We start from the raw sequence: 20,553 nt of genomic DNA, 5'->3' as shown, positions 1-20,553 counted from the left end.
CGGCGAGAGCGCGTGCCAGGCGTCGCGGGGCAGAGGGGAATGTGACGACAGGCCCTAGCGGTGAGTGTGCGAGCCGCAGTCGTCGGAAGGAGGCGAGGCCCGGTGTCGGACACGGGGGATCTCCGGCACCGGGCCTCTGTTGAAGATTGTACGAGACGGCGAGGGGTGGCTGTCCACCCGGGGGTGCCGGGTCCGGATGGCGAAGCGCGGGCGTACGGGGTACATCTCCCTCTGAGGCGTATCAACCGGTGACGACAGGGAGGCCGCCGTGGAAGGCAGAAGCATCGGGTTCGTGCATTCCTTCAACCGTCTCGGCGGGTACGGCTTCGTCGTCCCGGTGAACTCCGAGGACCAGGTGTACTTCCGCGCCGAGGACATCGAGGGTGACGACCAGGTCGTCTCGGAGGGGCAGCAGGTCTCCTTCGTCCTGGTCCTCGGCGAGGGGCGTTTCGAGGCCAGGGAGCTGCGCATCTGACGCCGCCGGGGCTGCCTACGATGGCCCCATGTCTGAGCGAGTGGATCCCGAGGCCGCCTCCCGCCCCCACGAGGGGACCCCCGGCCCGCGGGAACTCTCGGCCGCGGCGGGGGTGTTCGCGCTGCTCTCGGACCCGACGCGACTCCATCTGATGTGGCTGCTCACCCGTGGCGAGGCCGACGTGACCGCGCTGACGGAGGCGTGCGGCGCGGCGCGCCCCGCGGTGAGCCAGCACCTGGCGAAGCTGCGCCTCGGCGGCCTCGTGCAGTCGCGCAAGGACGGTCGCCGGGTCGTGTACGGGATGCCGGACGGGCACCTGAAGCGCCTGGTGGTCGAGGCGATCAGCCGCGCCGACCACGAGGTGAGCGGCGAACCCTGGCACGCCTGAGGGAGCGCCCGCCCCGGCCGACGGCGACCGGAACCGACCTGGTGTGAACATGTGCGCACTCATGCACGCGTCGGATACCGTAAGGACGTCAGTCGTTCGTCGTCCGCAGGGGCCGACCGGGGGCGTCCATGCTGTCCGTGCTGCGCAACCGCACCTATCGCCGGCTGCTCGGTGCCCAGGTCGTCGCCCTGGGCGGCACCGGCCTGGCCACCGTGGCGCTGAGCCTCCTCGCCTACGACCTCGCGGGCGCGAACGCCGCCGCCGTCCTCGGCACCGCCCTCGCGATCAAGATGGCCGCGTGCGTGGCGATCGCCCCCGTCGTCGCCGCGCTCGCCGACCGGGTGCCCCGGCGCGCCCTGCTCGTCTCGATGGACCTGGCGCGTGCCGCCGTCGTCCTCTCCCTGCCCTTCGTCACCCGGGTGTGGCAGGTCTACGTCCTGATCCTGCTGCTCCAGGCCGCCTCCGCCGCCTTCACCCCCGCCTTCCAGGCCACCCTGCCCCAGGTCCTGCCGGACGACCGCGCGTACACCGAGGCCCTCTCCCTCTCCCGGCTCGCCTACGACCTGGAGAGCCTGGCGAGCCCCGCGCTCGCCGCGGCCCTGCTCACCGTCGTCCCCTACGCCTGGCTCTTCACCGGCACAGCCCTCGGCTTCCTGGTCTCCGCGCTCCTCGTCCGTACCACCGTCCTCCCGGCACCGGCACCGGCACCGGCCGGGCCGGCGGCGGACGCGCCACCCGCCTCCGCCGGCCCCGGCGGCCGCGCCCGGCGCGCGTACGCCAAGGTCGCCTTCGGGACACGGCTGCTCCTCGCCACCCCGCGCCTGCGGGCCCTCCTCGCCCTCGATCTGGCCGTCGCGGCGGCGGGGGCGGTGGTGCTGGTCGACACCGTGCTGCTCGTACGGGACACCCTGGGGCGCGCCGCCGGCGACGTGCCGCTCGCCCTCGGGGCGTACGGGGCGGGTTCGATGGCGGTGGCCCTGGTGCTCCCGCGCGTCCTCGGGCGGGCCGACGACCGGTCGGTGATGGTGCGGGCGGCGTGGGTGCTCCCCGGGGCGCTCGTGCTCCTCGCCGCGGGCCTCGCCGTCGCGCCGGGGGCCTGGTCGTGGCCCGCGCTGCTCGGGCTCTGGCTGGTCGTCGGGGCGGCGGGTTCGGCGGTCCTCACGCCCGGCGGCCGGGTGGTGCGGCGTTCCGCGGGCGGCGGCGACCTGCCGGCTGCCTTCGCGGCCCGCTTCTCGCTGTCGCACGCCTGCTGGCTGGTCACCTACCCGCTCGCCGGCTGGCTGGCCGTGCGCTCGGGGCCCGCCGTGTCGGCGGCCGTGCTCGCGGTCGTCGCCCTGCTCGGGGCGGGGGCGGCGGCCCGGCTGTGGCCGCGCCCGGACCCGGCCGAGCTGCCGCACGCCCACCCCGAACTCCCCGCCGGGCACCCGCACCTGGCGGGTCCGGCCGGTGCGCACGCGCACGACTTCCACATCGACGCGCTGCACCGGCACTGGCCCCCGGCGCGCCCCGCGGGTCAGGCCGGACGTGCGCCCGGCCGCCGCGGGAGCCGCATCTCCAGGCCGTCCAGGACCACCTCCAGGCCGTAGGAGAACTTCGCGTCGCGGAGGGTGACGGGGTCGACCGTGGCCGTGCCGGCGGCGTCCGCGTACGCCTCGGAGAGGTGGTCGTGGTCGGCCGCCGCCTGCTGGGCCGCGGGCATGAGGCGCGCGATGAACCCGGCCTCGGTCTCCCCGGAGCGCGCCACGGTGGTGAGCCAGGCGGCCTCGGTGGTGCTCATGCCGATGACGTACGACAGGACCGTGTCGATCGCGCGGCTCGGCTCGGGGAACCCGGCGGCGGCGAAGAGGCCGGCGAGGCGCTCGGAGTACGCCATGAGGTTCGGGCCCAGGTAGGCGAGGCCGGCCTGTCCGAGGACGGACGAGAGCCAGGGATGGCGCAGGGCGGTGCCGCGGAAGGAGGCGGCGGCCTCGGTGGCGGCGTCGCGCCAGGGGCCGCCCGGATCGGGGACGGTGAGCTCGGCGGCGACCTCGTCGACGGCGAGCTCCATCAGCTCGTCCTTGGTCGCGACGTGGCGGTAGAGGGAGGTCGCGCCGGCGTTCAGGCGGGCGCCGAGCTTGCGCATGCTGAGCGCCTCGATGCCGTCGGCGTCGAGCATGACGATCGCCTCGCGGACGATCGTGGTCCGGCTCAGCGCGGGCTGGTCGGGGGCGGCCTGCTCCCGCGTCCAGACGGACGGCACGGGGTTCGCCTTGGTGGCCATGGTCCTGGTCCTCCTTCATTGCTGCGTACGGCGTGCGCATTCAGCGTACAGGTCTCCGGTCTTGCGAACGCCGTGCGCAGCTGCGTACAGTGTTCGCATCGAAGGACGACGAACGAAAGCCGAGGGGGAACTCCCGATGGACACCCGCAACCCACGCCGCTGGTGGATCCTGGTCGTGCTGTGCCTGAGCACCCTGGTCCTGGTGGTCGACAGCATGGCGCTGACCGTCGCGGTCCCCTCCATGACCGAGGACATCGGCGCGAGCGCCCAGGACATCCAGTGGATCCTGGACTCCTACATCCTGGTCTTCGCCGGACTCCTGCTCACCTCGGGAAGCCTCGGCGACCGCTTCGGCCGGCGGAAGATCATGATCATCGGCCTGCTGCTCTTCGGCGCCGCCTCCCTGGCCGCCACGGTCTGCACCACCCCCGGCGAGGTCATCGCCGCCCGGATCGCGATGGGGGTCGGCGGCGCGCTGATCATGCCCTCGACACTCTCCATCCTCATCACCGTCTTCGAGGAGGACGAGCGTCCCAAGGCGATGGCGGCCTGGGGCTCCGTGTCCATGCTCGGCCTGGTCGGCAGCCCCGTCCTCGGCGGTGTCCTGATCGACCACTTCTCCTGGCACTCGATCTTCTTCATCAACGTCCCGGTGGTCGCGCTCGCCGTCCTCGCCGCGCTCACCCTGATGCCCGAGTCGAAGGGTCCGTGGCAGAAGCCCGACCCGCTCGGCGCGATCCTCTCCGCCGTCGGCATGACCGCCCTGATCTGGTGGATCATCGAGATCCCGCAGCACGGCGCCTTCCAGGGCCGCTCGCTGGTCACCCTCGCCGTCGCCGTCGTCACCCTCGCCGGCTTCGTGATCTGGGAGAACGTCACCCCCGAGCCGATGGTGCCGCTGGTCCTCTTCAAGCACCGCAACTTCAGCGGCGGTTCGCTCTCGCTGACCCTCGTGCAGATCGGCAACGGCGGCCTGCTCCTCGTCCTCACCCAGTACCTGCAGTTCGTCCTCGGCTACTCGCCGGTCAAGGCCGGCCTCGCCTTCGTCCCGCTCGCCGTCGCCGCCCTGATCGGCAACGGCGCCGGTGCCGGCCTCGCCGCGAAGACCGGCAACCGCATCCTGATCCTCGTCGGCATGCTCGTCATGGCCTCGTCCTTCGCCCTCCTCACCACCGTCGACGCGCACTCCGGCTTCACCGTCCCGGCCATCGCCCTCGGACTCCTCGGCCTCGGCGCCGGTCTCGCCATGCCGGCCGCCGTCGGCGCGCTGATGAGCACCATCCCCGAGGAGAAGGCGGGCGTCGGCTCCGCACTGAACGACACCATCCAGCAGGCCGGCACCGCGCTCGGCATCGCCATCCTCGGTTCGCTGCTGACCGGCGCGTACTCCCGGGAGATGCCGGCCGACGCCCCCGGGCAGGCCAAGCAGTCGATCGGCGGCGCCCTCGCCGCCGCCCAGGGCGACGCCCGCCTCGTCGACGCCGCCCGCGACGCCTTCACCTCCTCGATGTCCACCACCTTCACCATCAGCGCCATCGGCGTCCTCGCGGCCGCCGTCCTCGCCACCCTCGCCATGCGGGACGCCAAGCCGACCGCCTCCGCCTCCGCCGCCGCCTCCGACGAGCCGCAGCCGGAGAAGGAGACGGCGGAGCCCGTCGCCTGAGCCCTCCCGCCACGGGAAGAGCCGGTGCCTTGTCGGGGCACCGGCTCTTTGCGTGCGGGGGCGCGGTCGGGCGACGGCGGCGTGCCGCCGCGGCGGTGTCAGCGGGCCGTCGTCGGCGCCGGGGCGGAGGCGAGGGAGAGGGCGAGCGCGAGGCCGTGGGCGAGCTGGCGGCCGAGGTCGGCCTCGGGGTCGGCGCGGACGAGCCGGCGGACGGCCTGCATCGCCTCCCATGCGGAGATCTCGGCCAGGGTTCGGCCCCACGACTCGTCCAGGCGGTCCGAGAGGTAGGCGCAGAACCCGAGCTGAATCGTTCCTTCGCGTGCGCGCTCCTCCTGGTGGGCCTTGAGCGCCGCCGTCAGGAAGGCCGTCGCCCTCCGCGGGCCGAGCGCGCCCAGGATGATGCGGAGGTACGGGTCCACCAGGGGCGCACTCGCCGGACGTGGCGCCGGGTGGCCGGGCCGGTCCGCCGGACGCGGCGTCTGGAGCGCGTGTGGGTGGGCGGGACGGCTGTGCGGGTGCGGACGGTCGTGCGGTGCGGACGGCAGAGCATCCCGGTAGTCGTTGGCCATGGGCTCACAGTTATGCGACGTCCCCCGGCGCCGGAGCCCGCGACACGGCCCTCGGCGACTTCAACGCCCGAACGGACGTGTGGCCCGGCGGCGCGGACCCGGTCAGTACACGTCGCGGACGTAGCGCCGGTCGGCCGACAGCTGCTTCACCCAGGCCGCCGCCTCCTCCGGGCTCATGCCGCCGTGCCGGGCGACGATGTCGCGGAGCGTCCGGTCGACGTCCTTGGCCATGCGCGTGGCGTCGCCGCAGACGTAGAAGTGGGCGCCGTCGCGGAGCCAGGACCAGAGCACGGCCCCGTGTTCGCGCATGCGGTCCTGCACGTAGACCTTGGTGCGCTGATCGCGCGAGAAGGCGACGTCGAGACGGTCGAGATGGCCCGCCGCAAGCTGCTCCCCGAGTTCCCGGCGGTAGTAGAAGTCGGTGGCCTCGCGCTGCTCGCCGAAGAAGAGCCAGTTCGGGCCCGTGTGCCCGCGGGCCCTGCGCTCCTCCAGGAAGCCGACGAAGGGCGCCACACCGGTACCGGGGCCGACCATGATCATGGGGGTCGAGGGGTCGGCGGGCGGCCGGAAGGCGGGGGAGCGCTGCACGAAGACCTGCACCGGCCCGTCGTCGGCGCCGTCGGCGAGATAGGTGGAGCAGACGCCGCCGCGCTCCCGCCCGCGGCCGTTGGCGTAGCGGACGACGGAGACGGTGAGGCTGACCTCGCCGGGGTGGGCGAGCGGGCTGGAGGAGATCGAGTACAGGCGCGGCTGCAGCCGCCTGAGCACGCCGGTCCAGTCCGCAGCGGAGGCCCGCAGGGGGAAGGCGCCGACCAGGTCGGCCGCCTGGAGTCCCCAGCCCCACTTGGCGAGTTCGTCCTTGTTGCCCGGCCGCAGGAGCCGCTTCAGCCCGTGGCTGCCGGTGCGGTCGGCGACGAACCTCAGGAGGTCGGGGGTGATCCGGCTGATGTCCAGCCGGGTGCGCAGGGCCTCCGCGAGCGGGACGGTCCCGGCGTCGCCGACCGAGACCGGCTCGTCCGGGTCGAGACCGGTGAGCGCGAGCCACTCGGTGACGAGGCCGGCGCCGTTCACCGGCCAGACGCCGAGCGCGTCGCCCGCCTCGTACGCCAGCTCGCCGCCCCGCGTGTCGAAGGAGAACCGCCGCACCTCCTTCTCCGAACCCGGCAGGCTCAGCAGGCGGTTCCCGACCAGCAGGGTCGCGAACGGCGACGTTCTGGAGTACGCGCTCCGGCCCTCGGCGGAGCCGGCGGAGACCGTGGCCGGCGTCCGGTGCGGGGCCGGCGCCGGGGGGCCCGCCGCCGGGGGAGCCGCCGGAGCGGCCGCGGCGAGCGAGGCGACGACACCGGTCAGCCAGGCGTCCGCGCTCTCCTCGTGGTCGGGTTCGCAGTCGGTACGCGGGTGCAGTCGGGTCGCGCCGAGTTCGGCGAGCCGCTCGTCGACCCGGCGGCCGTGCCCGCAGAAGTCGTCGTAGCTGGAGTCGCCGAAGGCCAGCACGGAGAAGCGCAGGCCCGTCAGCGGCGGGGCGTCCGGGGAGCTCAGCGCCTGCCAGAAGCCGGCGCCGTTGTCGGGCGCGTCACCGTCGCCGAACGTGCTGGTCACCACCAGCAGGTCGGTCTCCGCGCCGAGCTGGCCGAGATCGACGTCCGTCATCGCGAGCAGCTCCGGCGCGCGCCCCGCTCCGGACAGGGAGCCCGCCACGGTCGCGGCGAACTCCTCGGCGTTCCCCGTCTGGGACGCCCACAGGATCAGCAGCCGCCGGGCGGGCGCGGCGTCCCGGCCTCCCGGCGCGTCCGTACCGCCGGACGGCGACGGACCGGCCCCCGGCGGCGCGGACGGTGCGGGCGCGCCGGTGCGGGAGAACATGCCGGCCAGGAGGCCGTCGACCCAGAGGGCGCGGGCCGGGGCGAGCGGAGCGCCGGACGGCAGGACGGGGACCGCGGCCCGTCCCTCGGGCGGTGTGGCGGTCGCCGCGGCCAGGCCGGGGAGGCCGGACAGACCGGCGACGTACCCCGCGAGGTACTGGCGCTCGGACGCGGTGAACGCGGGCGGCGCGGCCAGGTCCGCGACGCCGAGCAGCGAGGCGAGCAGGGCCCCGGCGGAGCCCGCCGCGCCCGCCCCGCCGGCGGGGACAGCGACGGCGGGGGAGGCGAGGGGAGCGGCGGGGGAGGCGGCGGCACCGGCCGGGACCGCCGGGTCCTCGCCCGTGCGGGCCGGCGGCACCGGCGCCGCCGTCCTGGTGAGGGCGACCGCGCACGCCTTGAACTCCGGCTGGAAGGACACCGGGTCGACGGCGTCGTGGGTGACGGCGTTGATGCTGAGGTACTCGCCGAAGAGGTCGTTCCAATGGAAGGGCGCGAAGCAGTCGCCCGGCCTGACCCGGTCGGTCACCACGACGGGGAGGACGGCGCGGCCGCGGCGCGAGGCTATCTCCAGGTGGTCGCCGTCGCCGACGCCGAGCGCCGCCGCGTCCTCGGGATGGACCTCGACGAAGGGCCCCGGGTTCAGCTTGGCGAGCCGGGCCACCTTCCCGGTCTTCGTCATGGTGTGCCACTGGTGCTGGAGGCGCCCGGTGTTGAGGACGAACGGGTAGTCGTCGTCGGGCAGTTCGGCCGGCGGCAGGTGCGGCCGGGCGAAGAACCGGGCGCGTCCGCTCGCCGTCGGGAAGGCCAGCCGGGGCCGGCTGCCGTCCTCGCGCTCGCGCAGGGTCTGGCTGACGCCGTCGTTCACGTAGCGGATCGGGTTGCGGTCGGGGCCGTCGGCGGTGGGCGCGGGCCACTGCACGGGCGTGGAGCGCAGCCGCTCGTAGGTCACCCCGCGCAGGTCCCAGCCGGTCTGCGGGTTCCAGGCCCGCTTGAGCTCCTCGAAGACCTCCTCCGCGCTCGTGTACGCGAACGAATCGGCGAACCCCATCTCGCACGCGACGCGCGCGATCAGCTGCCAGTCGGGCAGGGCCTGGCCGGGCGGGTCGACGACTCCCCGGACCAGGGTGAGGTTCCGCTCGGAGTTGACCATGACGCCGTCGGACTCGGCCCACAGCGTGGCCGGCAGGACCACGTCCGCGTAGGCGTTGGTCTCGGTCTCCGTGAACACGTCCTGGGTGACGACCAGTTCCGCGGCCTCCAGGGCGGCGATGACGGTCCTGCGGTTGGCGACCGAGGCCACCGGGTTGGTGCAGATGATCCAGCAGGCTTTGATCTCCCCGGCCGCCATCCGCTCGAACATGTCGACCGTGCCGGTGCCGACGTCCGTCCGGAGGGAGCCCGCGGGGACGTCCCACAACTCCTCGACGAAGGCGCGTTCGGCGTCGACGAGGACCGACCGCTGGCCGGGCAGGCCCGGCCCCATGTACCCCATCTCCCGCCCGCCCATGGCGTTGGGCTGGCCGGTCAGCGAGAAGGGACCCGATCCGGGCCGGCACAGCGCCCCGGTGGCGAGGTGCAGGTTGACCAGCGCGTTGGTGTTCCAGGTGCCGTGGGTGGACTGGTTGAGCCCCATCGTCCAGCAGCTCATCCACGCGCCGGCCTCGCCGATCCACCGCGCGGCCTGCCGGATGTCGGCCTCGGCGAGCCCGGTGATCTCGGCGACCCGCTCGGGCGGGTAGTCGGCGAGGAAGGCGGGCATCCCCTCCCAGCCCTCGGTGAACTCGGCGATGAACGCCTCGTCGGTGTGGCCCTCGGCGACCAGCAGGTGCAGCAGCCCGTTGAGGAGGGCCAGATCGGTGCCGGGCCGTATCTGCAGGAAGAGGCCGGCCTTGTCGGCCGTGGCGTTGCGGCGCGGGTCGACGACGACGAGCCTCGCCCCCGCCTTGACCCGCTCCATCATGCGCAGGAAGAGGATGGGGTGGCAGTCCGCCATGTTCGAGCCGATGACGAGGAACACGTCGGCCCGGTCGAAGTCCCGGTACGAGCCGGGCGGGCCGTCCGCCCCGAGCGACAGCTTGTAGCCGGAGCCGGCGGAGGCCATGCACAGCCGGGAGTTCGACTCGATGTAGCGGGTCCGTACGAAGCCCTTGGCCAGCTTGTTCGCCAGGTACTGCGCCTCCAGCGACATCTGCCCCGACACGTAGAACGACAGCGCGTCCGGCCCGTGCTCGTCCAGGATCGCGCGCAGCCGCCGCGCGACCGCCGTGACGGCCGCGTCGACGTCGGTCTCGGCGGGTTCGCCGGCGCGCTCGGCCCGGACGAGCGCGGTGCGCGCCCGGCCGCCGGCCGCCATCATGTCCGCGCTGGTCGAGCCCTTCGTGCACAGCCGGCCGAAGTTCGACGGGTGCGCCTTGTCGCCCGTGGACCTCACCGCCCGCCGCAGGCCCGTCCCCGGGTCGCGCGCGACGTCCAGGACGATCCCGCAGCCGACTCCGCAGTACGAGCAGACCGTCCGGACGGCCTCGGTCCGCGAGTCCGACGTCACCGGGACTCCTCCCCCTCAGGAACCATCCGCCGTCCCGACCCGCGCCGGTACACCGGACCGTGGGAGGTCTCCCACGGCCACGACCGTACGGAGCGCGGGTTTCCGGACCGTCACACCCCACGGACACGCGGCGTTACGCGCCCCGCACGACGGCCGGGAGATTACCGTGAGCGACCTGGGAGCGGGTCGAGGCCGGCCGGGGCCGGCCCGCACCCGGGCCCGTGACCTGGGCCGGGGCGGTGGCGGCCGAGGCGGAGCCGGTCCTCAGCCGACGTGCACGCGCGGGCGGCGGTCACGGTCCGGCTCCGCCTCGCGCAGCACCTCGCGGGTGACCGGCGCGACCTCGCCCTGGCCGAGGAGGAAGAACCTGAGGAAGTTGGCGAACGGGTTGCCCTCGGTCCACTCCAGGTAGATGTGGGGGCGCGTGCCGGTGGTGTCCCGGGCGTGCAGCAGCAGCGCGGCGAGCGCGTTGGGCACGGAGGAGGACTCCACGGTCAGGACGCGGTAGCGGTCGTGCAGGACCTCGCCCCGGACGGTCAGCCCGGCCTCGAACTCCGAGGGGTCGGTGACGGTCACCTCGACGAAGACGAAGTCGTCCTGGGGCGGGATGTCGTTGTCGGCGCGGATCTGCTCGATCTTCTCGCGGTACTCGGCGACGTCGCGGTGGTCGGGCTCGTTGGCGATGAACCGCGCCGAGCGCCGGGAGACGTCCTGGACGAAGCGCTCGGCGGTCTCGTCGAGCTCGACGTGGGTGACGCGCAGCTCGAAGGCGCGGCCGAGGCGGGAGAGGAGGGAGATGAGGATGATGCCGGCGATGAAGCAGGCGCCGATCTTGACGCCGTCGGGGCGCTCGATGACGTTGACGACGGTCGTGTAGAGGAAGACCACGGAGATCACGCCGAAGCCGATCGTCCAGCCGCGCTGTCCGGCCTTGCGGGCGGCGATGGTCACGGCGATGGCGGCGGAGCAGATCAGGACCAGGACACCGGTGGCGTAGGCGCCGCCCTGTGCGTCGACGTCCGCGTCGAAGATCCACGTCACCAGGAACGCGACCAGCGTGAAGACGATGACCATGGGGCGCACGGCACGGGCCCAGTGCGGGGCCATGCCGTACTTGGGCAGGTAGCGGGGCATGAGGTTGAGCAGGCCGGCCATGGCGGAGGCGCCGGCGAACCACAGGATCGCGATCGTCGACACGTCGTAGACGGTGCCGAAGGTGTTGCCGAGGTACTCGTGGGCGAGGTAGGCGAGCGCGCGGCCGTTGGCCTGGCCGCCGGGCTCGAACTCCTCGTGGGGGATGAGGACGGTGGTGATGAAGCTGGTGCAGATCAGGAAGACGCTCATGATCAGCGCGGCGGTCGTCAGGAGCTTCTTGGTGTCACGGATCCGGCCGGTGGGCGTCGTCTCGGTGTCGCTCGGGTCGCCCTTCACGTGGGGCATGACGGCGACGCCGGTCTCGAAGCCGGACAGGCCGAGGGCGAGCTTGGGGAAGACGACGAGTGCGACGCCGATCATGACGAGGACGTTGCCGTGCTCCTGCGTCAGGGCCGCCGTCCAGTCGGTGACGACGTGCCCCGCGGTCGCGACGTGCCAGAGGCCGGTGATCACGACGACCACGTTCAGCGCCAGGTAGATCCCGACGAGGGCGACGGCGACGCCGATGGCCTCCAGGAAGCCCTTGAGGAAGACCGCGCCGAGCAGCGCGATCAGGATCATGGTGATCAGGACCTGCTTGTCGTGCAGCGCCGACTCCAGGTGCGGGTTCTCCACGAGGTGGGTGGAGGCGTCGGCGGCCGACAGCGTGATCGTGATGAGGAAGTCGGTGGCGGCGAAGCCCAGCAGGGTCAGGACGAACAGCTTGCCCTTCCAGAACGACAGCAGCCGCGACAGCATCGCGATCGATCCCTCGCCGCGCGGGCTCTCCTCCGCGACCCGCCGGTACACCGGCAGCGCGCCCGCCAGCGTGACGACGACGAGCACGATCGTGGCGACGGGGGAGAGCAGCCCGGCGGCGAGGGCGGCGATGCCGGGCTGGTAGCCGAGCGTCGAGAAGTAGTCGACACCGGTCAGGCACATGACCCGCCACCACCGCTGCCCGCGGTGCCCGCTGTCCGGCGCGGCCTCCACCGGCCGCGAGGGCCTGCCCTTGCCCATGTCGGAGAGCCCTTCCAGCATCCACGCGCGCAGGCGTCCGGTGGGCGCGTCGGGTGGGGTGGCCATGGTGGTGCTCCTGAGCTGGGGTGACGAGGGGGCGGCCGCCGATCGGAGGGCCGCCGGGCCGGGCCGTCGAACGGACGGCCGAGCCAGCGTAGGCAGCGCCGGGAGGCCCGATCGGGGCGGAGGCGTCAGGAATCCGTCAAGGCGCGTCAGGAATGCGTCAAGACGCAGCGGTCGGCCTCACTCGTCGGAGTGAAACGACGGGACGTCCCCCCGCGGGCCGCGCGAGGGGCGTGCGCGGGGCGCGCCGTACCGCGCACGGCACCGGGCCCCCGCGCCCGCCCCGACGACCCTCCGTCCCCCGCCGCCGGACGCGCGAAGGGCCCTCCCGCTGTCCCTAGACTCCCCGCACATGTCGCTCTGGCTGCTCAACCACTTCAGCACCTTCACCCTGGCCGCGGTCGTCGTCGGCGGCACCGTCGCCCTCGCCGTCGCCGGCAGCGTCCTCGCCCGCCGCAGGTACCCGTCCCTGGCCGAGGGCGAGCACAACGACATGGTCGGGGTGACCCTGGGGATGTTCGGCGCGATCTACGGGATCATCCTCGCGTTCGTGATCGTCACCCTCTGGACCCAGCTGGAGAGCACCCAGACCGTCGTCGCCACCGAGGCCACCGACGTCGCCCTCATCGCCCGCGACGCCGCCGCCTTCCCGCCCCCGGTCCGCGCCCGCGTCGACGACGCCCTCAGCGGCTACGTGCACGGCGTCGTGAACGACCAGTGGCCCCTGATGCGCCGCGGAACCCCCGACTACGACGCCACCTCCGGCAGCCTCCAGGCCGTCTTCGACGTCCTCCAGTCGTACGAACCGAGGACCGCGCGCGAGGAGGTCTTCTACGAGGAGGCCGTCAGCCGCCTCAACGACGTCGCCGGCCAGCGCCGCGCCCGCCTCACCATGGCCGAGCAGGAGCTGCCGCCGCTGCTCCAGGTCCTCGCCTTCGGCGGCGCGCTCGTCCTGGTCCCGCTCACCTTCCTCTACGGCATGCGCAGGCTGCGCATCCAGCTCCTCTTCGTCGCCTGCGTCGCCGGCCTCATCGGCTTCAGCCTGCTCCTGGTCCTCGTCCTCGACCGGCCCTTCGCCGGCGAGCTGAGTGTCAGCCCGGAGCCGTACCGTCAAGGAGCGCTCGCCCCGTACTGGGGCGAGACGCCGAACGAGTCCCCCGACGGGCCGTCGACCCCGGCCCGAGCAGAGGAGAGAACCCCGTGAGGATCCATCTGACCAGCGTCTTCGTCGACGACCAGGCCAAGGCCCTGCGGTTCTACACCGAGGTCCTCGGCTTCGTGAAGAAGCACGACGTGCCGGTGGGCGGCGAGGACCGGTGGCTGACCGTGGTCGCGCCCGACGAGCCGGGCGGCACCGAGCTCCTCCTGGAGCCCGCCCGCCACCCGGCCGCGAGGACCTACCGCGACGCGCTCGTGCGGGACGGCATCCCGCTCGCCCAGTTCGCCGTCGACGACGTGGACGCGGAGTACGCCCGCATGCGGGAGCTCGGCGTCCGCTTCACCCAGGAGCCCCAGCGGACGGGCCCCGTCACCACCGCCGTCTTCGACGACACCTGCGGCAACCTGATCCAGCTCGCGACCGCACCCGCGTAGGCGGCCGAGGGGCCGCCCGTCGCGGTCAGGATCCGGGCTGGGGGCGGACCGTGAGGATCTGCTGCGCCTGCCCCACGGGCCCGTGGACGTCGTACAGGACACTGCTGGTGAGACCCTGGCCCGTCGGGCCGAAGGCGGCGGTGGTGTCGAGGCCCGTCCACGGCCCCTCCGGCTGCCGGTGCAGGTGGATCGTCAGGTCGACGTTCGGGAACATCCACGCCGCCGGGTCCTGCTGCACGGCGATGCCGTTCGCCGTGTCGACGAGCGCGACGTAGGAGGCCAGTGCGCTGCTCTCCTCGCCCCCGACCAGACCGACGAGCGAGGACACCCACGCCGTGGTGCGCCCCCTGCGGACCGCCGGGGTGCGCCGGACCTCGATGGAGGAGATGTAGCCCCCGCCCCACTCCCCGTCCATCGCCCACCGGGGGAGCTCGTCGGGCGAGGGCACCGACGGGTACGGGCTGTCGGCGACGGCCGACGTGTCGAGGGACGCCAGCAGCCAGGCGCGGGCCCGGACCACCGTCCGGCCCCCGATGGCCACGCTCGCCTCGAGCAGCTCGATCGTCCGCCCCGGCCGGACCGTCTCCACCGTGATCTCGCACTCGTCCAGGGCGATCCGGCCGAGGATGTCGTAGCTGATCCGCGCCAGGGCCAGGCCGTCGGTGCGCCCCGCCAGATGCCGGTCGATCGCGTGCACGACCAGCCCGCCGAGCGGACTGAAGTGCTGCTCGTCGGCGCTCCACGCGCCGCCCGCGTACGCCGTCGGCTTGTAGCGGTTCTCGCCGGTCCGCTCGTAGTAGCTGTCCGGGCCGGCAGTGCCTGTGCTCACGCGATCCGTCTCCTCGGGCGGGGCATGCATGGATAGTTGCCTGGGCCATGCATTCTAGGGACCGGGACGATCACGGACACCGTGAGATGTGCCTCACCCCCACCCCCACCGGGACGCGGCCGGCGCCCTGCCCGCGGGCAGGGCGCCGCGCTCCCGGGTCAGCAGACGACCCAGTAGCCCGGGGAGGTCTCCTTCACGGTGCTGGTGGTGAAGAGGTTCCACAGGCCGAGGTTCTGCTCCGAGCCGTTCGCGTAGGCGTAGCCGCCCGACTGGTGGGCCCGGCCGGCCTGTGTGTGGGCGTAGTTGCTGGCCGTCACGCACGTCACGGCGCCCGGCGTGGTCGCCCCGACCGTCCCCGACCTGGCCCCCACCGCGCCGGCGGCGTCTACGGCGGCGACGGTGTAGCCGTAGGCCGTGCCGGCGGTCAGGCCCGTGTCGGTGTACGAGGTGGCCGTGACCGGGGCGGTGTCGACCTGGGTGCCGTTCCGGTACACGTGGTACGAGGCGGCGCCCGGGACGGCGTTCCAGCTCAGCGACGCGCTGGTGGCCGTCGTGGCGGTCGCGGTCAGACCGGTCGGGGCCGGCAGGCCGGGAGCGTCCGCGGACCCGGCGCCGAGCGCCTTGGCCATGTTCATCACGGCCGTCATCTGCGGACCGCTCTTCTGGGCGTAGTCGGCCGACTTGTACCCCCACCAGTCCCAGCACCCGCGCGGGTTGCCGGACATGGTGGTGGTCTGCGGATAGAGCACGATCATGTCGTTCGTGTCGGCGTACTCGTTCAGGTAGCCCTTGTCCATGAGGGCGTTGCCGACCAGCCCGAAGTACTGGTAGCAGCCGTGCAGCGTGACCATCAGCCGGCAGGACGCGCCGCTCTGGCAGCTCAGCGGCACGTACGCGAACCCCTCGTTCCCCATGCTGATCGCGCTCGGGTTCCCGCCGGGGGCGTACGCGCTCTGGTCGAACCTGACCAGCTTCCCGGTCAGGGGCGAGGAGCTCGCGGGGGCCACGGCGCCGAACAGATGGGTCAGCATGTCCTTCACCGGGTCGCCGCCGCAGTTGTTGACGTACGGCGAGTCCGTGGAGGAACAGGAGTTGGGGCCGATCGGGCTGACCCAGGCGTGGCCGGCGGCCGACGTCTTCGCGTATACGACATCCGCTCCGAGGTCGCGGTAGTACGTCGCCAGGTCGTCGTTGACCGGCTGCTTCACCGTGGTGTCGTTGGTGCCGTGGAACAGCCACACCTTGTCGCCCGACAGGTTGGCCACCGGATCGACCTTCCCGGCCGCGGCCCGGTCCCGGGTCAACTGCTCCAGCTGCGCGGGTGTCTTGCGGGCCGTCAGGGTGTCCATGCACCCGTACAGCGCCGTGTTGAGGTTGTTCTGCGCGCAGTCGTAGGCACCTGCCGAGAAGATCCCCGCACCCTGGAACACGTCGGAGTAGGCGACGTGCATCTGGTTCGCCATGAACCCGCCGGACGACAGGCCGCTGACGTACGCCGCGTCGATGCTGTACCGCTCGAGGGACCCCGGCGTCGGCGCCGGCACGGCGGCCGTCGCACCGCCGACCGTCGATCCCGCGATTCCGACCGTCGCCAGGACGGCCACGACAAGCTGTCTGATCTTCATGCGCATCTCCAGATGGGGGTGGGGATGCGCACATCCTGGTGACCCTCCGTGGCCCCGAACACATGGCGTTCCCCCACTCCTCCGGGGCGCAATGTGGCGGGCCTTGCCATAGGAACGGCGACGGCCGCCCCCGAGGGGGCGGCCGTCAGGCGGTGTGGAGGAGGGCCGGCCGTCAGCCGACGATGGCGACCGGCGCGTCCCAGGCGTTGCGGTCCACGTTGATCGTGTGACCGCCGCGCGTCTCCTTGCTGTTGGCCTTGTACTGGTGGCCGCGGCTGTGGTCGGTGTACAGCTTCGGGTCCCAGGGCCAGTCCTTGGTGGTGGTCTCCTGGCCGTTCCACAGGGCGTACCAGAGGTTGCCCGGCAGGTCCGTGCGGTCCTTGGCGGTGGCGATCGCCTTGGCACTGGAGCTGCTGAAGCCGTAGAGCCCGGCGCGGTAGGTCTTGGCGCGCAGGGTCTTGGTGAAGGACCGCACATAGGTCAGCGTGGCGTCGTTGCACGCCTTGTCGGCGATGTCGTACGGCTCCATGTTCAGGTAGACGGGGCTGCCCGGCTTCATGCCGAGCGCCGCCGCCTTGGCGACCGCGTCGTTGGCGTTGCTCGCCCCGACGGAGGCCGCGGTGGCCGCCGTGAACCTCTCCTTGTTCCCGCTCTTCTGGCACGGCGGCTGGGCGCCGACGTAGAGCGGGATGATCCGCCACCCCATGGTGTCGACCGACTTCACCCACGCCTTGGTCAGGTTCGGCTGCGCGCACCCGCGGTTCTTCCCGCCGATGTAGACCGCGACACCGCCGTAGTACCCGTCCTTCCGCCACGCCGTCATCGCGGCCGACGACGGAGCCGTGCAGGCGTCGAACGCCCGGCCCGTGTACGTCCTCTGCGCCGACCACGCCGTGGCCGCCGTCGACACCTGCGCGGCCACCCCCGCCCCCGCGACGACCACGACACCCGTCGTCGCCATCGCCACGTAGCGACCTCTTCTGGACAGCCGGTGCTTCGGCATTCCCCACCCCAAGTGACATCCGGCCCCGGCCCTCCGGAGCCCTTCCACCCTATCCGCCACCACCCCACCCGCCCCGGCGGTCCCCTCCGTCTCCCGAGGTCAGACCGCTACAGCCAGTCCTTCTTCTTGAACACCACGTACAGGCTCGTGCACACCACCGCCATCAGCACCACCGCGAACGGGTACCCGCCCGCCCAGTGGAGCTCCGGCATGTTGTCGAAGTTCATGCCGTAGATCGTTCCCACCAGTGTGGGGGCGAAGAGGATGGCCGCCCAGGACGAGATCTTCTTGATCTCCTCGTTCTGTTCGAAGCCGGCTTCGGCGAGGGCGCGCATCTCGGCGTTCTGCTGCTGGGTGACGAGGGTGGCGTTGACGGTGAGGATGTCGGCGAGGGCCTGGCGGAAGCCGTCGACGCGTTCGCTGGTGTGGGTGACGTGGTCGGCGACGTCGCGGAGGTAGCGCTGGAGCTCCTCGTCGGTGCCGTACTTGGCGAAGCCGGCGATGAGGGCGTGGAGCATCCCGACGAGGGGACGGGTGGCGCGCTGGAACTCGACCATCTCGCGGGAGAGTTCGTAGATGCGGCGGGAGACGGCGGGGTCGCCGCCGAAGACCTCGGTCTCGATCTCGTCGATGTCGTTCTGGACGCCGGCGACCACGGGGGCGTAGCCGTCGACGACGGCGTCGAGGATCGCGTAGAGGACGGCTTCGGGGCCGAGGGCGAGGAGGTCGGGGTTCTCCTCCATGCGGCGACGGACGGCGGAGAGGTCGGGGGCGGCGCCGTGGCGGACGGTGATGAGGAAGTCGGGGCCGACGAAGACGTGCAGTTCGCCGAAGTCGACCTCCTCCTGGGCGTCGAGGTAGCGGGCGGCGCGCAGGACCACGAAGAGGGTGTCGCCGTACCGTTCGAGTTTGGGGCGCTGGTGGGCCTCCATCGCGTCCTCGACGGCGAGTTCGTGGAGGTCGAACTCGGCCGCGAGGGAGTGGAGTTCCTCGTGGGTGGGGTGCTGGAGACCGATCCAGGCCATGCCCGCCGGGTCCTCGCGCAGGCGCCGGAAGGTCTCCGCGAGGGTGGCCGGGGAGGCGACGCGGCGGCCGTCGCGGTAGAGCCCGACCTGGACCACGCTGGGCGTGTCCGCCGGCGGCCGCGCGGAGGCGGTCTCGGGCGGCGGCTCGGGGTGGCGGCGCCAGGCCGCCCGGGGTCGGCGGTCGGACATCGTCGTGCACCTCCTGGGTCACCCGAAGGATATAGGGGACGGATGGGGTGTATGCCGTGGAAGGGGCCGGTGGGGGCGGAGCCGCGCCGGTGAACGGGGGCGGTGGGCCGGGGATAGCGGACCGTATCTGTCCGCAAGGATCGATAGCGTGCCGGTATGGCCCTGAAGACGACCCACCCCGTGCTCGGTACGCGCGCCCTGAACCGCGCCACGCTCGACCGCCAGCTGCTCCTGCGCCGGTCGGCGCTCGGCGCCGAGGAGGCCGTGGCCCGACTCCTCGGGCTCCAGGCGCAGAACACGAAGCCGCCGTACTACGCGCTCGCCGCGCGCCTCGACGGCTTCCGGCCCGAGGACCTGTCGACGCTCATGGAGTCGCGGGCCGTGGCCCGCATCGTCACCCTCCGGTCCACGGTGCACACCCACACGGCGCGGGACGCGGTCGCGCTGCGGGGGCTGGCCCAGAAGGGGGCGATCGACCGCGAGCTCGCCATGTTCGTGGCGCGAGGGGGCCTCGACGGCGTGGACCTCGACCGGGTGGCCGCCCGGTCGCGCGCGCTGGTGGAGGAGCGGCCGCGGACGCCGAAGCAGCTGCGCGAGGAGCTTCTGAAGGAGTGGCCGGACGCCGATCCGCTGGCCCTCACCATCGCGTTCCGCTGCCGGCTGCCGCTGGTGCAGGTCACCCCGCGCGGGCTCTGGGGCCGCGCCGGGCAGGTGGCGCTCACCACCACCGACGCATGGTTCGACCGGGTGCCGCCCGAGGCCGCCGACGTGGACGAGACCGTGCTGCGCTACCTCGGCGCCTTCGGGCCCGCCTCGGTGAAGGACATGCAGACGTGGTCCGGGCTGACCGGGCTCAAGGAGGCGTTCGAGCGGCTGAGGCCCCGGCTGGCCCTCTTCCGGAGCGAGCGGGGCACCGAGCTGTTCGACCTGCCCGACGGGTCCCGCCCCGACGAGGACACCCCCGCCCCGCCCCGGTTCCTGCCCGAGTTCGACAACCTGCTCCTGTCGCACGCCGACCGCTCCCGGGTGGTCAGCGCCGACCACCGCAGCCGCACCTGGAAGGGGAACCAGGCATACCGCGTCTTCCTCCTCGACGGCTTCGTCGCCGGGCGCTGGCACCTGGCCGAGACCAAGGAGCGCGTCACGATGACCATCGAGCCGTTCGAGCCGCTCCCCTCCGGCGCGAGCGGCAGGCGGCAGCGCGCGGAGCTCCTCGCCGAGGCCGAGCGGACCCTCGCCGTGCTGGGCACCGAGGGCGTCCCGTACGAGATCGGCTTCGCCGCCCCCGAGCTGTGACCGACGGGCGGTGACCGGCCCGCTCCGGGCGGCCGGGTCCCCTCACGGCAGCGCCCCCGCGCGTCGGGCCGCCACCACCGCCTCCATGCGGGTGTGGGCGCCGAGCTTGCGCATCGCCGAACGGAGGTAGCCCTTGACCGTCTCGGGGCGCAGTCCGAGGCGACGGGCGGCCGTGGCGTTGGTGGCGCCCGAGGCCACGGCGGCGAGGACGTCGGTCTCGCGGGGGGTCAGGGTCACGCCGGGGGCGGGGGTGGCGGTTCCGGACGCGGTCCGGAGGCGGCCGCAGACGGCGAGGAGACGCTCGCGCAGCGCGGGGTCGGTCACCTGGGGGGCCAGTTCGCGGAGCTCGCCGTAGGCGTGCCGGACCTCCTCCCAGGACGGGCCGGGGGAGGGCGGGGTGAGGAGCCGGCGCACCTCGTCGCGCACGGCGAGGGCCTGTTCGACGTCGCGCGCGGCGGCCACGGCCGCGTCGAAGACCCGCTCGCCGATCGGCAGAGCGTCGCGCATCGCGCCGTAGAGGACGCCGCGGACCTGGCGCCGGACGACCACGGGCACGGCGACGACCGAGCGCAGCCCCTCCGCGGAGACCGGCCCGTCGTACTCGTGGGTGATGTGCCGGGCGGAGGGGTAGTCCGTCACGGCGCAGGGTCGGGAGAGGGCGAGGCACTTGCCGCCGAGACCGGAGCCGGTGGAGATCGCGAGGCCCTGCAGGGCCGGTGTCACCGCCCCGTTCAGCTCGTCGATCCGCAGGCCGCGGGCCTCGTGGAGCAGGCCCCCGAAGGCCACCGGAAGGCCGGTGGCGCGGCGCAGCCGCTGGAGCGCGCCGCGCAGCTCCACCGATTCGACGTGCTCGCGCACCGTGCTCTCCTTCGTCGGCCCCGACGCCGCCGGTCGGCGTCCGTGCACCCCGTCCCGGTCCCGGCGACGCCGTTCGGCGCGTTCACCCCCGAACGGGGGTAGTGAGACCTGGGTCACTGATTACACGATGTCCGGGACCGGTCCCGCAACGAGGAG

Annotated in this window: 16 protein-coding genes; 7 read left to right on the top strand and 9 right to left on the bottom strand. The window is 73.2% G+C overall.

All coding sequences use genetic code 11. The annotated features are described in order from the left end of the window. Positions 1-268: 268 nt before the first annotated feature. The 3 genes from AB0424_RS28365 to AB0424_RS28355 all read left to right on the top strand — a co-directional run bounded on the left by AB0424_RS28365 (position 269) and on the right by AB0424_RS28355 (position 2,449). Complete coding sequence (locus AB0424_RS28365; RefSeq protein ID WP_366309412.1) at positions 269-475, top strand: cold shock domain-containing protein; 207 nt, start codon at positions 269-271, stop codon at positions 473-475. Between the two features lie 28 nt (positions 476-503). Then, positions 504-863: a metalloregulator ArsR/SmtB family transcription factor gene (locus AB0424_RS28360; protein WP_366309411.1), complete on the top strand. Its 360-nt coding sequence runs from the start codon at positions 504-506 to the stop codon at positions 861-863. 128 nt (positions 864-991) lie between these two features. Next, complete coding sequence (locus AB0424_RS28355) at positions 992-2,449, top strand: MFS transporter (protein ID WP_366309410.1); 1,458 nt, start codon at positions 992-994, stop codon at positions 2,447-2,449. On the opposite strand, the gene AB0424_RS28350 is transcribed toward AB0424_RS28355, so the two are convergent. After that, positions 2,377-3,123: a TetR/AcrR family transcriptional regulator C-terminal domain-containing protein gene (locus AB0424_RS28350; protein ID WP_366309409.1), complete on the bottom strand. Its 747-nt coding sequence runs from the start codon at positions 3,121-3,123 to the stop codon at positions 2,377-2,379. The genes AB0424_RS28355 and AB0424_RS28350 overlap by 73 nt on opposite strands. A 136-nt stretch (positions 3,124-3,259) precedes the next feature. Between AB0424_RS28350 and AB0424_RS28345 the strand changes: the two genes are divergently transcribed. After that, the gene (locus AB0424_RS28345; RefSeq protein ID WP_366309408.1) at positions 3,260-4,786 is read left to right on the top strand and encodes an MFS transporter; all 1,527 of its coding nucleotides are present in this window, start codon (positions 3,260-3,262) and stop codon (positions 4,784-4,786) included. A 98-nt stretch (positions 4,787-4,884) separates the two neighbouring features. Here AB0424_RS28345 and AB0424_RS28340 read toward each other — a convergent pair whose 3' ends face one another. The 3 genes from AB0424_RS28340 to AB0424_RS28330 form a co-directional block, all read right to left on the bottom strand. Continuing rightward, positions 4,885-5,355 carry a hypothetical protein gene (locus AB0424_RS28340; RefSeq protein WP_366309407.1) on the bottom strand — a complete coding sequence of 157 codons (471 nt, stop codon included), beginning with the start codon at positions 5,353-5,355 and terminating at the stop codon, positions 4,885-4,887. A 102-nt stretch (positions 5,356-5,457) separates the two neighbouring features. Continuing rightward, complete coding sequence (locus tag AB0424_RS28335; RefSeq protein ID WP_366309406.1) at positions 5,458-9,762, bottom strand: bifunctional nitrate reductase/sulfite reductase flavoprotein subunit alpha; 4,305 nt, start codon at positions 9,760-9,762, stop codon at positions 5,458-5,460. A gap of 264 nt (positions 9,763-10,026) precedes the next feature. Next, positions 10,027-11,982 carry an amino acid transporter gene (locus AB0424_RS28330; protein ID WP_366309405.1) on the bottom strand — a complete coding sequence of 652 codons (1,956 nt, stop codon included), beginning with the start codon at positions 11,980-11,982 and terminating at the stop codon, positions 10,027-10,029. Between the two features lie 349 nt (positions 11,983-12,331). Here AB0424_RS28330 and AB0424_RS28325 point away from each other — a divergent pair, with 349 nt between their 5' ends. Beyond that, on the top strand, positions 12,332-13,183 hold the full coding sequence (locus tag AB0424_RS28325) for a DUF4239 domain-containing protein (RefSeq protein WP_366309404.1): 852 nt from the start codon (positions 12,332-12,334) through the stop codon (positions 13,181-13,183). Continuing rightward, entirely contained in the window at positions 13,180-13,572 is a 393-nt protein-coding gene (locus AB0424_RS28320; RefSeq protein WP_366309403.1) for a VOC family protein, read from the top strand. The genes AB0424_RS28325 and AB0424_RS28320 overlap by 4 nt, the downstream gene beginning before the upstream one ends. A gap of 25 nt (positions 13,573-13,597) precedes the next feature. Here the strand turns inward: AB0424_RS28320 and AB0424_RS28315 are convergent, their stop codons facing one another. The 4 genes from AB0424_RS28315 to AB0424_RS28300 all read right to left on the bottom strand — a co-directional run bounded on the left by AB0424_RS28315 (position 13,598) and on the right by AB0424_RS28300 (position 18,243). Then, positions 13,598-14,401 carry a thioesterase family protein gene (locus tag AB0424_RS28315; protein ID WP_366309402.1) on the bottom strand — a complete coding sequence of 268 codons (804 nt, stop codon included), beginning with the start codon at positions 14,399-14,401 and terminating at the stop codon, positions 13,598-13,600. A 158-nt stretch (positions 14,402-14,559) separates the two neighbouring features. After that, entirely contained in the window at positions 14,560-16,026 is a 1,467-nt protein-coding gene (locus tag AB0424_RS28310; RefSeq protein WP_366309401.1) for a PHB depolymerase family esterase, read from the bottom strand. A 172-nt stretch (positions 16,027-16,198) separates the two neighbouring features. Next, positions 16,199-17,029 carry a glycoside hydrolase domain-containing protein gene (locus AB0424_RS28305; RefSeq protein WP_366309400.1) on the bottom strand — a complete coding sequence of 277 codons (831 nt, stop codon included), beginning with the start codon at positions 17,027-17,029 and terminating at the stop codon, positions 16,199-16,201. A gap of 107 nt (positions 17,030-17,136) precedes the next feature. Continuing rightward, entirely contained in the window at positions 17,137-18,243 is a 1,107-nt protein-coding gene (locus AB0424_RS28300) for a magnesium and cobalt transport protein CorA (protein ID WP_366309399.1), read from the bottom strand. A gap of 156 nt (positions 18,244-18,399) precedes the next feature. Here AB0424_RS28300 and AB0424_RS28295 point away from each other — a divergent pair, with 156 nt between their 5' ends. Beyond that, on the top strand, positions 18,400-19,539 hold the full coding sequence (locus AB0424_RS28295; RefSeq protein ID WP_366309397.1) for a winged helix DNA-binding domain-containing protein: 1,140 nt from the start codon (positions 18,400-18,402) through the stop codon (positions 19,537-19,539). A gap of 42 nt (positions 19,540-19,581) precedes the next feature. Here the strand turns inward: AB0424_RS28295 and AB0424_RS28290 are convergent, their stop codons facing one another. After that, complete coding sequence (locus AB0424_RS28290; protein WP_366309396.1) at positions 19,582-20,397, bottom strand: helix-turn-helix transcriptional regulator; 816 nt, start codon at positions 20,395-20,397, stop codon at positions 19,582-19,584. Between the last annotated feature and the right edge of the window lie 156 nt (positions 20,398-20,553).

The sequence above is a fragment of the Streptomyces sp. NPDC051180 genome, assembly GCF_040689545.1.
GTDB lineage: Bacteria > Actinomycetota > Actinomycetes > Streptomycetales > Streptomycetaceae > Streptomyces.
This window is presented reverse-complemented; position numbering and strand designations above follow the sequence as displayed.

Bases quoted from the DNA above. Each gene is read 5' to 3' on its own strand.
- AB0424_RS28360 (WP_366309411.1), top strand. From the start codon at position 504: ATGTCTGAGCGAGTGGATCCCGAGGCCGCCTCCCGCCCCCACGAGGGG.
- AB0424_RS28355 (WP_366309410.1), top strand. From the start codon at position 992: ATGCTGTCCGTGCTGCGCAACCGCACCTATCGCCGGCTGCTCGGTGCC.
- AB0424_RS28350 (WP_366309409.1), bottom strand. From the start codon at position 3,123: ATGGCCACCAAGGCGAACCCCGTGCCGTCCGTCTGGACGCGGGAGCAG.
- AB0424_RS28345 (WP_366309408.1), top strand. From the start codon at position 3,260: ATGGACACCCGCAACCCACGCCGCTGGTGGATCCTGGTCGTGCTGTGC.
- AB0424_RS28340 (WP_366309407.1), bottom strand. From the start codon at position 5,355: ATGGCCAACGACTACCGGGATGCTCTGCCGTCCGCACCGCACGACCGT.
- AB0424_RS28330 (WP_366309405.1), bottom strand. From the start codon at position 11,982: ATGGCCACCCCACCCGACGCGCCCACCGGACGCCTGCGCGCGTGGATG.
- AB0424_RS28325 (WP_366309404.1), top strand. From the start codon at position 12,332: ATGTCGCTCTGGCTGCTCAACCACTTCAGCACCTTCACCCTGGCCGCG.
- AB0424_RS28310 (WP_366309401.1), bottom strand. From the start codon at position 16,026: ATGAAGATCAGACAGCTTGTCGTGGCCGTCCTGGCGACGGTCGGAATC.
- AB0424_RS28305 (WP_366309400.1), bottom strand. From the start codon at position 17,029: ATGCCGAAGCACCGGCTGTCCAGAAGAGGTCGCTACGTGGCGATGGCG.
- AB0424_RS28300 (WP_366309399.1), bottom strand. From the start codon at position 18,243: ATGTCCGACCGCCGACCCCGGGCGGCCTGGCGCCGCCACCCCGAGCCG.
- AB0424_RS28295 (WP_366309397.1), top strand. From the start codon at position 18,400: ATGGCCCTGAAGACGACCCACCCCGTGCTCGGTACGCGCGCCCTGAAC.